The organism is Bacillus mobilis, assembly GCF_001884045.1.
Lineage (GTDB): Bacteria > Bacillota > Bacilli > Bacillales > Bacillaceae_G > Bacillus_A > Bacillus_A mobilis.
Genome location: NZ_MACF01000046.1, coordinates 272,887 through 285,972, shown reverse-complemented (window position 1 = coordinate 285,972; position 13,086 = coordinate 272,887). Strand labels below are relative to the sequence as shown.

18 protein-coding genes and 1 pseudogene are annotated in these 13,086 nt (G+C 35.1%); 5 read left to right on the top strand and 14 right to left on the bottom strand.

Annotation, left to right across the window (positions count from 1 at the left end):
- Window positions 1-42: 42 nt before the first annotated feature.
- Together BAQ44_RS06655 and BAQ44_RS06650 are read right to left on the bottom strand one after the other, a co-directional pair.
- Entirely contained in the window at window positions 43-141 is a 99-nt protein-coding gene (locus BAQ44_RS06655; RefSeq protein ID WP_063263319.1) for a hypothetical protein, read from the bottom strand.
- A gap of 333 nt (window positions 142-474) precedes the next feature.
- Complete coding sequence (locus BAQ44_RS06650; RefSeq protein WP_071721306.1) at window positions 475-930, bottom strand: RDD family protein; 456 nt, start codon at window positions 928-930, stop codon at window positions 475-477.
- A gap of 131 nt (window positions 931-1,061) precedes the next feature.
- Between BAQ44_RS06650 and BAQ44_RS06645 the strand changes: the two genes are divergently transcribed.
- Complete coding sequence (locus tag BAQ44_RS06645; protein ID WP_000758776.1) at window positions 1,062-1,493, top strand: DUF3997 domain-containing protein; 432 nt, start codon at window positions 1,062-1,064, stop codon at window positions 1,491-1,493.
- A 46-nt stretch (window positions 1,494-1,539) separates the two neighbouring features.
- Here the strand turns inward: BAQ44_RS06645 and BAQ44_RS06640 are convergent, their stop codons facing one another.
- The gene (locus BAQ44_RS06640; RefSeq protein WP_063263321.1) at window positions 1,540-2,304 is read right to left on the bottom strand and encodes a hypothetical protein; all 765 of its coding nucleotides are present in this window, start codon (window positions 2,302-2,304) and stop codon (window positions 1,540-1,542) included.
- 36 nt (window positions 2,305-2,340) lie between these two features.
- The gene (locus tag BAQ44_RS06635) at window positions 2,341-3,069 is read right to left on the bottom strand and encodes a DUF4184 family protein (RefSeq protein WP_063263322.1); all 729 of its coding nucleotides are present in this window, start codon (window positions 3,067-3,069) and stop codon (window positions 2,341-2,343) included.
- 148 nt (window positions 3,070-3,217) lie between these two features.
- Here BAQ44_RS06635 and BAQ44_RS06630 point away from each other — a divergent pair, with 148 nt between their 5' ends.
- Complete coding sequence (locus tag BAQ44_RS06630; protein ID WP_063263323.1) at window positions 3,218-3,487, top strand: hypothetical protein; 270 nt, start codon at window positions 3,218-3,220, stop codon at window positions 3,485-3,487.
- A 10-nt stretch (window positions 3,488-3,497) separates the two neighbouring features.
- Window positions 3,498-4,250 carry an AAA family ATPase gene (locus tag BAQ44_RS06625; RefSeq protein WP_071721304.1) on the top strand — a complete coding sequence of 251 codons (753 nt, stop codon included), beginning with the start codon at window positions 3,498-3,500 and terminating at the stop codon, window positions 4,248-4,250.
- A 28-nt stretch (window positions 4,251-4,278) separates the two neighbouring features.
- On the opposite strand, the gene BAQ44_RS06620 is transcribed toward BAQ44_RS06625, so the two are convergent.
- The 3 genes from BAQ44_RS06620 to BAQ44_RS06610 all read right to left on the bottom strand — a co-directional run bounded on the left by BAQ44_RS06620 (window position 4,279) and on the right by BAQ44_RS06610 (window position 6,447).
- On the bottom strand, window positions 4,279-5,454 hold the full coding sequence (locus tag BAQ44_RS06620; RefSeq protein ID WP_061680446.1) for an acetyl-CoA C-acetyltransferase: 1,176 nt from the start codon (window positions 5,452-5,454) through the stop codon (window positions 4,279-4,281).
- A 139-nt stretch (window positions 5,455-5,593) separates the two neighbouring features.
- On the bottom strand, window positions 5,594-6,043 hold the full coding sequence (locus BAQ44_RS06615; RefSeq protein WP_063263325.1) for an NUDIX hydrolase: 450 nt from the start codon (window positions 6,041-6,043) through the stop codon (window positions 5,594-5,596).
- A 110-nt stretch (window positions 6,044-6,153) separates the two neighbouring features.
- Window positions 6,154-6,447, bottom strand: coding sequence for a DUF3928 family protein (locus BAQ44_RS06610; protein WP_000288327.1), 294 nt, complete (start codon window positions 6,445-6,447; stop codon window positions 6,154-6,156).
- Window positions 6,448-6,608: 161 nt separating this feature from the next.
- Between BAQ44_RS06610 and BAQ44_RS06605 the strand changes: the two genes are divergently transcribed.
- A complete protein-coding gene (locus tag BAQ44_RS06605) occupies window positions 6,609-7,226 on the top strand; it encodes an ImmA/IrrE family metallo-endopeptidase (RefSeq protein ID WP_071721302.1) in 618 nt (205 codons plus the stop codon).
- 78 nt (window positions 7,227-7,304) lie between these two features.
- Here the strand turns inward: BAQ44_RS06605 and BAQ44_RS31770 are convergent.
- The 4 genes and pseudogenes from BAQ44_RS31770 to BAQ44_RS06590 all read right to left on the bottom strand — a co-directional run.
- Window positions 7,305-7,379 (bottom strand): annotated as a pseudogene (locus tag BAQ44_RS31770) (DNA-binding protein); the annotation flags it as partial.
- Window positions 7,380-7,389: 10 nt separating this feature from the next.
- A complete protein-coding gene (locus BAQ44_RS06600) occupies window positions 7,390-8,151 on the bottom strand; it encodes a DUF1129 domain-containing protein (RefSeq protein WP_071721300.1) in 762 nt (253 codons plus the stop codon).
- A gap of 13 nt (window positions 8,152-8,164) precedes the next feature.
- Window positions 8,165-8,932, bottom strand: a complete 768-nt coding sequence (locus BAQ44_RS06595; RefSeq protein ID WP_071721298.1) for a DUF1129 domain-containing protein — start codon at window positions 8,930-8,932, stop codon at window positions 8,165-8,167.
- Window positions 8,932-9,264, bottom strand: coding sequence for a PadR family transcriptional regulator (locus BAQ44_RS06590; protein WP_063263329.1), 333 nt, complete (start codon window positions 9,262-9,264; stop codon window positions 8,932-8,934). Before BAQ44_RS06590 ends, BAQ44_RS06595 begins: the two co-directional genes overlap by 1 nt.
- 195 nt (window positions 9,265-9,459) lie before the next feature.
- On the opposite strand from BAQ44_RS06590, the gene BAQ44_RS06585 reads away from it, so the two are divergent.
- Window positions 9,460-10,236: a 3-hydroxybutyrate dehydrogenase gene (locus BAQ44_RS06585; protein ID WP_071721296.1), complete on the top strand. Its 777-nt coding sequence runs from the start codon at window positions 9,460-9,462 to the stop codon at window positions 10,234-10,236.
- Between the two features lie 174 nt (window positions 10,237-10,410).
- On the opposite strand, the gene BAQ44_RS06580 is transcribed toward BAQ44_RS06585, so the two are convergent.
- The 3 genes from BAQ44_RS06580 to mtnK all read right to left on the bottom strand — a co-directional run bounded on the left by BAQ44_RS06580 (window position 10,411) and on the right by mtnK (window position 13,006).
- A complete protein-coding gene (locus BAQ44_RS06580) occupies window positions 10,411-10,548 on the bottom strand; it encodes a YvrJ family protein (protein WP_000393345.1) in 138 nt (45 codons plus the stop codon).
- A gap of 218 nt (window positions 10,549-10,766) precedes the next feature.
- A complete protein-coding gene (mtnA, locus tag BAQ44_RS06575; protein ID WP_061680339.1) occupies window positions 10,767-11,828 on the bottom strand; it encodes an S-methyl-5-thioribose-1-phosphate isomerase in 1,062 nt (353 codons plus the stop codon).
- Complete coding sequence (gene mtnK, locus BAQ44_RS06570; RefSeq protein ID WP_071721293.1) at window positions 11,825-13,006, bottom strand: S-methyl-5-thioribose kinase; 1,182 nt, start codon at window positions 13,004-13,006, stop codon at window positions 11,825-11,827. The genes mtnA and mtnK overlap by 4 nt, the downstream gene beginning before the upstream one ends.
- Window positions 13,007-13,086: the final 80 nt, after the last annotated feature.

The following is a 13,086-nucleotide window of genomic DNA, read 5'->3' as shown; positions in this document are numbered from 1 at the left end:
TAGTCTGCAAGCAAGAAAAGTTGCTTATTTATTTGTAAGCGATTACTTTTTTGTTCCTTCTTTTTTCTTACTATTACGCTGATCAAAAACTAAACCGATGAAAATTAAAATCCCCCAAAAGATTACGCTACCTCCAGTCATTTCAATTTCCCCCTTATTATATAAAGATATTATTTTAATTATTATAACATTTTCTTAATTTTCAATCTATTAAAACCAAAAATGATATGGATTAACTTTTCCTTATTATATATCCTTTAAAATATATTTGAATAATAAAGTGAAACTTTAATCAGTGGGGGTTTTCTTCATCCACCACTGATTATCAGCCCTCACCAATCGGACTTTTATGGACAGTTGATCCCCACCTAACTTCTTTGCTTTCGCTGAATTTTGAGGTGGGGGGCTTACTGTCCATTAAAGCGGGATAAAAAAAGACCCTCTTATTTTAAGTATAAAAAGGTCTCTGTTTTATTATACAAGACTTATCACTTTTGTTTTTGTAATTAAATCTTGAAAACCACAATTATCTTTGCGGAATAACATCATATATACGTTACATAATACCGGAATTCCAAGTAGCAATATGTTCGGTAATAACAATACAAAAAATCTTATAATTAATGTTTGTATTGTTAATTTTTCACTCTTCAATGAAATTAATTTTATTCTCGTTACCTTTTTACCAAGTGTAACACCGTTCCAAATAAAGGGTACCAAAATAAAATATATCGCCATTAATATAAAAACTACTGCGAGATCATATCTATAATCACCAAAACTAATATTAAAGCGATTAAAAATAGCACTATAATTTCCGGTCATAATAGCTACTACTGCGCCATACATAACCGAGATTAAAAACATGTCAATTAGGGAAGCACCTATGCGATTCATTACAAGCGCTGGACGATGCATCTTTAACTTCATTTTATGTCGACTCCTTCATATCCTTCTTTACCCGTCTCATCGTACCACTTCTAAAAAACATTGTAAACTAGCGTTTCTCTTACTTTTCTTGTACAATGTGTTACAACAGCATTATAAAGGAGGTTCCCATATTGAAAAAATGGATAATCCTATTCGTCGCATTCCTATTAGCCGGTTGTGCTGGAAATACAAATCATATAACTTATACGATTAACGATGAATACGAACTCATACGTACTTCTGGAAATGCATTTGAACTTTTCCCATCGCAAGATGCTGTATATGCCACACAATACATTCCTGCAAAACTTACAGACATAGCTTGGGATGATAAATACATTATTGCAAAACAAATTGAGGAAAAATCAGATCCGAATAACCCTGACGGGGCAATTGCAAATAAAAAAAGTGAGCATTATTGGATTATCGACGTAAAGCATAATAAACGGTTTGGCCCCTATAATGAAAAGCAATTTAATGAACAAAAAGATGCGTTTAAAATTAAGGTACCTTTTCAAAGTGTAGATTCATACATAAAAGAACAGAAAAAACAGTCAGCATAGTTGTTTAAGCGCTGACTGTTTTTTCTTACATATTTTTAAAACACTCTTACTCAGAAAGTGAGATGTTAAAAGTTTGTGGCTCTTTTACAACATCTTGCGTTTCTGTATCTGCTGCGATTACATTATCTGTTGTAAACTTAATATCCTTTACCTTTTCTTTTCCATCATCAAGTATTAAGCCGATAATACCATCTCTTGTTTCACCAGGCTTATAGTCTTCTCTTGATACATTTTTTGTACCAACGAGCGTATCTTCATCATATAAAAAGTTTTGAGTTGCTACTTTAAAATGTTGCTTATCATTAATCGTAACATCATTCATAGAGAAAAATTGCATATTTTTATTCCCGCTATTTTCCACCTTATATGTAATTTCAACGTAACGAATCGTATCACTAATCTCAGTACCACTGATCGATGCATATAACTCCGCATCTTCTTGACTTACTTTATCTCCTAATCTACGCTTTACTTCTTCAGGAGTTAATGCCGTATATACTTTTAATGTATTTTTTGCATCTTTACTCATCTGCGATAAAGAGATTACTTTCACATCTTGTACGTGAATTTTCATTGGTGCTACTTCAAATGTTTGATTCACAGGATGAATCTGTTCTAATTTAAAAGTACCCCATCCTGTTTCTTTCACTTTTTGTCCTACTTTTTTCAGCTCACGCCCACCATATTCTTTTGTTTCAGGAATAGATTCTTTCTTCTTCGGTTCAGCTTTCTTTTCTTCTTGATGGAAGCAACCACTTAACATAAGAAGAAAACTACATAAAACAAAAATACTTTTCCATGCTTTCATCATATAATTTCTCCTAACACTATCATTCAGTAATGTAAATTAGTCCCTTGCTTTGTAAACTATAGAAACAATGAGAAGTCCACAAAATGAACTTGTCAGTCCAGATACTATTATACCTCCTATTTGGAAAATATGAAAATAGGGATCTATAAACGCGTGAACGATAAATACTAGAGCTGCGACATTGATTGACGAAACCCAATACTTCCTTTTTTCTGAAGCTATCATAATATCTTTCCCTGTTTCATCTTTATACTTCCATAGTACGTATAATAGTAATAATAAACCTACACATGTACTTCCATGTTGCATGTATTTATACACTGGAATACTATGTAATTCTCTTTGTAGCAATGCTATTTTCATAACGAAGTAGCCTGTATGATGAGTAAACGCATCCCAAACGACATGCGTGAGCATACCAAATAAAGCGGAATAGCAAAATACAAAGAAATCCTTCCATGTATGAAGCCCCCACCTCTCATCTACTGCATATGTATAGTAGCCAGCAAACGGTTTAGGTAAATGTGTTATAAACGGCTTTTTTAAAATGTAATGATATATGTATGCGAGTAAAAATACAAGAGGTAAATTTAAATATAAGAACCCAAGCCATGTATGGCCAATAACACCATACGGTCTAAAGTGTAAAAAATATTCAAAATCAGGCGCCATACTCCCTAATATAAGAGCCGTTACTGAAATATATTGAGAACGCTTTTTCACCAAAGGAAGAATTGCTGCTGGATGTGCAAATGTAAACGGCATGTTTTAACTCCTTTTCAAATCTTCAATAGGATACCATCTATCATAACGAGAGAATTGATCTTGATGCAATATTTATTTTCACATTGGAATATGGTAGTTTACATGTTATAATCCACATGAAATATTCAGAAAATAAGGAGGGGGTCACGTGTCATTAACACTTGTCTTTTTTCTCATTCTGCTTATCTTCTTTGTACTTACATACATCGGCTTTTTTCTGTGGAAGCACTTAAAAATTATAAAATATATGCCTGCTCTCGTTGGTTTTATAAGCGTTCTTTTTATTTTCATATGGAAGAGAATGACTTTCGGCTGGGAAGGTCTTGGCTTTGGCGCACTTCAATATACAATACTATTTGCAAGTTGTCTTACCCTTGTATTTGCTACTTTTTTAGAATCAAAATCCGTTATGAATTGAGGTTTATATATTGATTGACGTACCCTTTTTAAAAAATGTCACATTAAAAAAAGAAAATATCTCTAGTTTTTCTGCATATCCTTACTGTCTACCCGCTATCCGAACATTACAATCTCTAGCTTTCCACCCAAATGTAACATTCATTATTGGAGAAAACGGAACGGGTAAATCAACATTACTCGAAGCGATTGCAATCGCTTTAGGATTTAATGCAGAAGGTGGAACGAAAAATTTCCGCTTTAGCACAAACAATTCACATTCATCTTTACATGAATACCTTCGCATTTCCAAAAGTTTCAATACACCAAGTGATGGTTTCTTTCTTCGCGCTGAATCATTTTATAACGTTGCTTCTTATATTGATGAAATGGATGCCGATCCATACGCACGTGGAAATCCAGTTATTGACTCATATGGCGGCACCTCACTACACAACCAATCACACGGTGAATCATTTTTCTCCTTATTTATGCATCGTTTTTCAGGACAAGGTTTATACATTTTAGATGAGCCTGAGGCCGCTTTATCACCAATGAGACAACTTTCCATGCTCATTCGAATGCACGAACTAGCGGAACAAGGTTCACAATTTGTTATCGCGACGCATTCTCCTATTTTAATGGCTTACCCTGAATCCACTATATACTCTTTAACACAAGAAGGGATTCATGAATCCGCCTTAGAAGACACTGAGCATTACCAAACAACAAAACTTTTCTTTGAAAACCGTGATCGACTATTCCAGCATCTATTTGAATCGTAAAAAAGAAGCAGCAAGCGCTGCTTCTTTTTTATAGTGCTTCTATAAATAATGCTACCCCAATACCGCCGCCGACGCATAGAGAGGCAATTCCTTTTTCTAAACCACGTCTCTTCAATTCATGAATTAAACTTACCGTAATACGAGCTCCTGTACAACCGATTGGATGTCCAAGTCCTACACCACTACCGTTTACATTCACTTTTTCACGGTCTAAACCTAATTCTTTCTCTACAGCTAGGTATTGAGCCGCGAAAGCTTCATTAATTTCAAGTAAATCTGCATCTTCTAATGACCAATCTACTTTTTCTAATCCTTTACGAATTGCTGGTGCTGGTCCAATACCCATAATTTTCGGATCTACTCCAGCTACTGAATATCCAACAATTCTAGCTAACGGTTGTAAGCCTTTTTCTTTCGCTTTTTCTTCGCTCATTAATACTAGAACCGCACTTCCATCATTCAGGCCAGATGCATTCCCTGCCGTTACTGATCCGTCTTTACGGAAAGCTGGTTTTAATCCTGCTAATTTTTCCGCTGTAATATCTGCACGTGGATGTTCATCCTTCGAAAATACTATTTCTTTTCTACGTTCTTTTATCGTAATAGGAACAATTTGATCGTCAAAGTATCCAGACTCAATTGCTTGCAGTGCCAATGTATGACTACGAAGCGCAACTTCATCTTGTTCCTCTCTTGTAATTTCATATTGGTCAACTAGATTTTCAGCTGTTTCACCCATCATAATATGGTGAATCGGATCTTCTAGTACTTCCCACACCGTATCACGAATTTCTCCGTGCTGTAGACGTTGTCCCCAGCGGTGCTGTTTTAATGCATAAGGGCTTGAACTCATTGCTTCTACTCCACCTGCAATAACAACATCACTTACACCTAATTGAATTTGCATTGCAGCTGACATAATTGCTTGCATACCTGAAGAACATTGGCGTTGGATTGTATAACCCGTAACTGTGTCAGGAAATCCTGCCGCTAATGCAGCTGTTCTTGCAGTATTTGCTTCATCAGTTCTTTGAATACAATGACCTAAAATTACTTCATCAACTTCGTGTGGTTCTACCCCGCCTCGTTTTACAGCTTCCTGAAGTACAGGAACCGCTAATTCTACTGGCGTTACATTTTTTAGCGCTCCTCCAAAAGTTCCAATTGGCGAACGAACTGCAGCTGTAATAACAACATTATGCATTTTGCACTTGCCCCTCTCTTATGTACCCTAGTCAGTTTTTAGGTGAAATTCCATAAGATGTATGTCTACATCTATCATACTATAAACATACTAAAAAATCAAAATATTTAATATAATAAAAATAGAAGGAATTAACCTTCTATTCTGTTAATGCATATAAAAATTTTTGTAAAATTTTCTCTGTCGTTTCATTCAATTTTGGTAACTTATCTACCTGAAAATATTGAAGCTTCAATCCCTCATGATCAAGCCTTAATTCTCCACTCACATGATGCCCCTGATACAGATGAATAACATTAAAAATTTCATCCCCATTAGGATAACGGAAATATACTTCTTTTCCTGATAAGACACCTAGAAATTGCATTATTTTTGCAGTTAATCCCGTCTCCTCGAATAATTCTCGGCGAGCAGTTTCTTCTGTCGTTTCTCCTAGTTCCATCGCACCGCCAGGTACACCCCAATCATATGTATCTGAACGATATTGAAGCAATACTTCTTGATTATCATTTAGTATAATTATTGCTGATCCAACGAGAATAAGCGGTCTTGTCCCAACGACTTTGCGTAACTCTTCAATATACCCCATTATGTAAACTCTCCTTTCCTCACCCTCCCTTATCATAACAAAATTTTTCTCCTTTTGTTGATGTAATTTCCAAGAAAAAAAAGGAAGCTTTCGCCTCCCTTTTTTCATCCTTATTTCTTAAAACTTTCATATTTTACAGCTTCAAAAGCTTCTTCAATTTCATCATTACGATAATGAACATATGTAAAACGTCCTAACTCTACTAATCTTGCTATTTCTTGTAACGCTTTATGTTGCTCATATGTTTCCTCCAGCTTAATATGTACATAAAACTTCATCAACGGATGTTCATATAAAGGTTCTCCCACCTCTACATATACATCTTCCACCCCTTGTACAACTCTTACATAACTTGCAAATTGATAAAGAGCTTCTCTGTCTGAAACGATTTTTAATGTATACATATATTCTCCCCCCTTTTCTTTACTATATCAAAAAGATGATCACACTACGTTATAGAACTATGAAATTTTTTCGACTTGTAATAAACAAGGCGTTTATCCATACATCGGGTCTTTTCCTAACATATATTATAAGAAGAATTTTTTCAGTTGAGGTGTTCCTTATGGATCCATACGTCAATATATGTATTTGCATTACTCCAGGCGCCGATATTTCTGATGACCGTATCGCAAAAGATTTAGCAGTTGCAGAGTCAATTTGGCACCCGATTACATTTCAAATTAAAGACGTAATTATTTTAAATGAACTTTTTCGTTTTTCTGACCGTGAAATTAGTTATAAAAATTCTATTCAAAGTCAGGAAAAATTAGCATCCTTTTTCCAAACGTGTGTAAATGAAGCTCCTGAATGCGCCCTTTACATTTGTTATATTGGCAGTGATTATTTCAAAGAAACAGCAGTAATTGCCTGCGCTTACTCTTTAGCAAAACAACAGCAACTTACTGGTTATATCGTTTTAACAAATTCGGCTGCTCCTATGAAAAATATATATACGCTCGCTCATGAAATCGGTCATATTTTATTTACAAGACGTATTCATGGAAAACTTACTCACGCAGATCCTCATTCCCCAACTGGCTCGGAGCACCATCCTTCTCCATCAAATCTTATGTATCCAATAGTCCCGCACCCTGAAAATGTCCATATTCAGTCCCTATTAACGAACGAACAAAAAACACTCTCTTTACAAAGTTCTTTATTACAAAGAAAAAAACAGTAACCGTCATGTTACTGTTTAAAAACAACTTATTCCAATTACCAAACGAAAGCACGGCTGCAAAGGATACACTACACACCTAAACCGAATCCCTCTAAAAATCAAAATATAGTATTTCTTTGGAAATAATTTTTTGTATATCCAGAGCAGCCTTTTTTTTGAAATACTAGTTTACACTTTTTCTCTCTTCAAATTTTAAAGACCATCTCATTAATCCATATATACTTCCATACATAAGTAATATCTTTGCAATTCCCCAAAATCCATTTTTTTCTTCTAAGCCTTTAAATATAAACATAATCGCTAAAGGAACAATTAGCACCAAAACACCCATCCAACCAAGGACATACACTTCTCCAACGAAAAGTATTAAAAAGATACTCGCTGCTAATATATATGTTTGCATTGTCGACAATTGCAAAATAGGTGTACCGTACCATTTATCAACAAACATCAATAATACTAATAATAAAATGGGAACCATTACTATTATGTAAATAATCCCGAACTCTACAAATTTATTTTTAAAAGAAGACATTCTAAACGCAACAATGGTTCCAATAATCGTAATGATTAAGACGATAGGATAGCCAATTAACTGTATATTCGTTAGTGTAAATTGCTGATTTGGATTATTAAATAAAATATGAGTTAATATCCAATACCCGCCAATACCAATTATCATCGCAAGAATACTCTTTATACTCCCGCCTTTATCCTTTTCCATCTCTTTCGCTAATTCTTCCGCATACTCTTTTGGTGAATCACCGAATATATCCTTTACCGTCTTTCCCTCTTTCTCGCCTTCTATTAAATGAAGTTCTGCATCTTCTAGAAAGGCGTCCACATCTTCTTCTTTTATTCCTTTTGTTATTAAATACACTTTCGTATCGATTAAAAACTTTTCTCCTTCTTTAGAAATCTGCATGATAACCCCTCCCTTATTTAACCGCTTCTCTTCTATTCGTCTTCAGCATAATTTCAAGGAAAATTAAAATAAACAAACTTCCGTATAAGCATATAATTTGAAATAACATTGGCATGAGATCTTCCGAAGTAAATGTTTTAAACAGTAACATAATTGAAAGTGGAATGATTAAATATAAGTTTTTAAACCATCCTTCAAAATATATATTTATTGCTATTGTAATAATAAAAATAGCTCCAGCTAATATATAACTTTGTGTTTGGGTGAATGTAAACATTTTTGTAGGATAGATCACATCTAATATCGTAACAACTCCTATTAAAAACATTGGCGCAATCATAACTAAAAACCACATAGAAAACCACGTTTTTGTAAAACTTGTTACGAAGGTCATTTTACGGAGTAGAAAATTAGGGCCCATAACAACTAAAATCAATGACAAACTATACCCCACGCACTGAATAAGTGATATCTGTAACATTCCGTTATTTACTATTAAGATAGAAGCAATGATCCAAAACGATACGATATTCATTACTGTAAAACCAATTTGCTTCCACGTCTCCTGTCTATCCTTTTCCATTACTTTTACAAGTTCATTTGCATATTCTTTCGGTGAGCTTCCAAAAATATCTTCTACACTTTTCCCATCACTCTCACCCTCGATTAAATGAAGTTCTGCATCTTCTATAAAATTTTCAATATCGCTTTCTTTCACACCCTTTGCCACTAAAAATAATCTCATATCTAATAAAAACTTTCGTGCTTCATTTGATAGCATTATTTTTTGCTCCCCTTCCCCTCAAGTAGACGCTCTACACTACTTTGCATCGCTTCCCAGCGATCCATAAATTCATTAAGTGCTTCCTCGCCTTTTTCTGTTAATGTATAATATTTTCGCTTTGGGCCAGATGGAGATTCCTTCATTACACTTGTTATTAATCCTTCCTTTTGCATTCGTATTAATAACGGATAAATACTTCCCTCACTCGCCATTGTAAAGCCATACTTCGCTAGCTTTTCACTCATTTCATAACCGTATATTTCACCTTCAGAAATAATAGCAAGTAAGCATCCTTCTAAAATCCCTTTCAGCATTTGACTTGTCGACATAATTCAAATCCTCCCACTATCTTGTTTTACAAGATAGATAAGCGTAAGTATCTTGCTTTACAAAATAGTATAGCAGAGACTATTTTGCAAAACAAGATAGCTAACAATATTTTTCCAAATCTTTGCAGGAATTTTATTATCCGCTCTCTAAATAGAGCAATATGAGAACTTTATTACGAAGGGATGTTTTTCACCATGGTTACAAATCGTGTTGTCTTTTTAACAGGTGCTGCAAGTGGCATTGGTTATGAAATGGGAACCGCTTTTGCAAAAGAAGGTGCAAAGGTTGTTATTACCGATCGTCTTGAAGAACGTGCAAAAGAAGCTGCTGAACAATTACAAAAAGAAGGCTATCAAGCTATCGGTTTAAAATGTGATGTTACATCTGAAGAAGAAATTACAGCTGCAATTTCTCAAACCGTTACTCATTTCGGTTCATTACATATATTAATTAACAACGCAGGAATGCAACACGTTTCACCAATTGAAGATTTTCCAACCGAAAAGTTTGAACTACTTATTAAAATTATGCAAATCGCTCCTTTTATCGCAATTAAACATACCTTCCCAATTATGAAAAAACAAAAGTATGGCCGAATTATTAATGTAGCCTCCATTAATGGCCTCGTTGGATTTGCAGGAAAATCCGCCTACAATAGCGCGAAACATGGCGTAATTGGATTAACAAAAGTCGCCGCTTTAGAAGGCGCTACTCACGGAATTACCGTTAATGCGCTCTGCCCTGGTTATGTGGATACCCCTCTTGTACGTAATCAACTACAAGATTTAGCGACTACACGAAATGTACCGCTTGAAAATGTTTTAGAAGATGTTATTTATCCACTTGTACCACAAAAACGCTTATTGCAAGTACAAGAAATCGCTGATTATGCTATGTTTTTAGCGAGCGAAAAGGCGAAAGGTATAACTGGTCAAGCTGTCGTTATCGATGGTGGTTATACTGCTCAATAAAGTGAAACTTTAATCAGCCCTCACCAATCGGACTTTAATGGACAGCCCGACCCCCACCTAAATTCTTTGCTTTCGCTGAATTTTGAGGTGGGGGTCTTACTGCCCATTAAAGCGGGATAAAAAATAAAGTTTGCTCCCGAAGAGCAAACTTTATTTTTTACCGCGAGGACCTTCCTACTTTAGTAATTGTTTAGGGAGTTTCTCGATTGCAACAATTACCCCATCTAATTTGCTTTCAATACGATGGAGTAAATACAATGTTACAACAATCGGAAACCCTACATTACCTACCATCCTGATCCACTCTTCCATCTTTTCCGCCTCCTTCCACTATATAAATAAGAGAAAAGAAAACATTTAGGCATAAAGTGAAACTTTAATCAGTGGGGGTTTTGTTCATCCCCCACTGATTATTAGTTGAACCAATCGGGCTTTTACGGGCAGTTGACCTCCACCTAACTTCTTTGCTTCCGCTGAATTTTGAGGTGGAGGTCTTACTGCCCGTTAATGCGGGATAAAAAGACAAGCTATTATGTATTAGCTTGTCTTTCAAATAATGATGCAATTTCCTGTTCATAATCCCCCCGTATAATACCTTTCTCGGTAATAATACCTGTAATTAATTCATTCGGCGTTACGTCAAATGCAGGATTATAAACATCAGTTCCAATTGGCGCCACTTGTTTTCCAAAAATTTTCGTAACTTCTGTTTCATCTCTTTCTTCAATAACAATTTCAGTACCTGTTTGTTTCGTAATATCAAATGTGGATAGCGGAGCTGCAACATAGAACGGGATATCAAAATACTTTGCTAATATAGCTAAATTCATTGTTCCAATTTTATTTGCTGTATCTCCATTTGCGACAATTCGGTCCGCTCCTACTATAATCGCGTTTATTTCTTTCGTTTGAATAGCATGAGCTGCCGTATTATCTGTAATAAGTGTTACATCAATATTTGCCTGTTTTAATTCCCAGGTTGTTAAACGTCCACCTTGTAAAACCGGTCTCGTTTCACACGCATACGCATGTAAACGTACACCTTTTTCTTTCCCAATATAAAACGGTGCTAATGCAGTACCATATCTAGCAGTTGCAATACTGCCAGCGTTACAAATTGTTAAAATGTTATCATCGTCTTTAAAACATGTTAATGCATGTTCTCCAATACTCCGGCATACGGATTCATCTTCTTGCTGAATGAGAAGCGCTTCTTCTTCTAATTTTTTTTGTGCTTCTTTTATTGTAGTAATTTCTCGAATGGATTCTCTCATACGATCGATTGCCCAAAATAAATTGACTGCTGTTGGGCGTGACGTTCCTAAATAATTACAATCTCTATTAAACTTCTTTTGAAATTCTTCAATATGTACAGTGTTATATTTTTTGGATGCAAGCGCCAAACCAAATGCAGCTACAATTCCAATTGCAGGTGCACCTCTTACTTCTAGCATGATAATACTTTTCCATACCTCTTCAATCGTCGTTAATGTTTTGTATTCTGTACTGTGTGGCAACTTTGTTTGATTTAATACTGCAATAGCATCCCCTTTCCAACTAACAGACCTCGGAATAGTAACAATTGTACTCATGCTTTTACCCCTCCAGAAACTGTCTGTTGGAATAGTGTTCGGAACAGTTGAATATCAGCATTCTTAGATTCATATTTTATTAGTTCTCTACCTAAGGTTAACGCTTGTTTCTTAGCTTGAATTCTCGTTTCTTTATTTGCTATTTCATCTAAATCAGCTACATGCGCTAAGCCAATCGTTCTACGGATAAGCTCACATCCAGCGAATCCAACGGCATCCGTAAAAATATTTTGCAAAATAATTGGCAACCATTGTTTCTCTTTCGTATATGCTTCTACACCTTCTCCAATCCATAACTTCGTAAAAGTTTCTACAAAATAACTCCATGTTTTTTCAATATGGAAAAATAGCACATTTCTTTTTGCCTCTTCACGTGATAACGTATTTAATAATAAATTTGCAATAAATTGCCCAAGATCGAATCCAAATGGACCATATGTTGCAAATTCTGGATCAATCACTTTCGTTTCAGAAGGTGATGAAAAAATACTTCCCGTATGTAAATCTCCATGAATGAGTGCTTCTTTTCTCGTTAAAAATTTATATTTATACTGTGCCACTTTTAGTTTGACAGTTTTGTCACTCCATAGTTCATCTACAGCTAGCTGCAAATCTGGTTCATAATCATTCGTATCGTAATGACCAAACGGATCTGTAAACACTAAATCTTCTGTAATTTTGCAAAGGTCTGGGTTTACAAATGCACCTTCTAGTACCCTCTTCTCTTCTGACTCTAACCCGAAATCTGAAGTATAAAACAACACATGTGCTAGAAAACGACCGATATGTTGGGATAAAAGTGGGTACTCCTCTCCATCTATAAATCCTTTTCTTGTAATTGTTAGTCTTGATAAATCTTCTATAACTGTTACTGCTAACTCTTCATCATGACTGTACACTACCGGCACATATTCCGGCACATACTTCGCAAAAATTTGTAATGCTTTACTTTCAATCGTCGCTCTTTTTATAGACAATGGCCAGCTCTCACCAACTACTTTCGCATATGGCAGTGCTTGTTTTATTATAATAGACTTCTCTCCATCATCTAATTTGAACACGTAATTTAAATTGCCATCTCCAATTTCATGACAAACTACATTTGCTTTCTTTTCAAAATAATCGTGTTCTTTCGCATATTGTATAGCTGTCGTTTCAGTTAATGAATAATATCCCATCGTCTTCTCCCCCTTTTTATTCAGAGGTTTTTCTAAAATAGAAAAACCTCTTTCCACAAAGAAAGAGGTTTGAAGTTTAT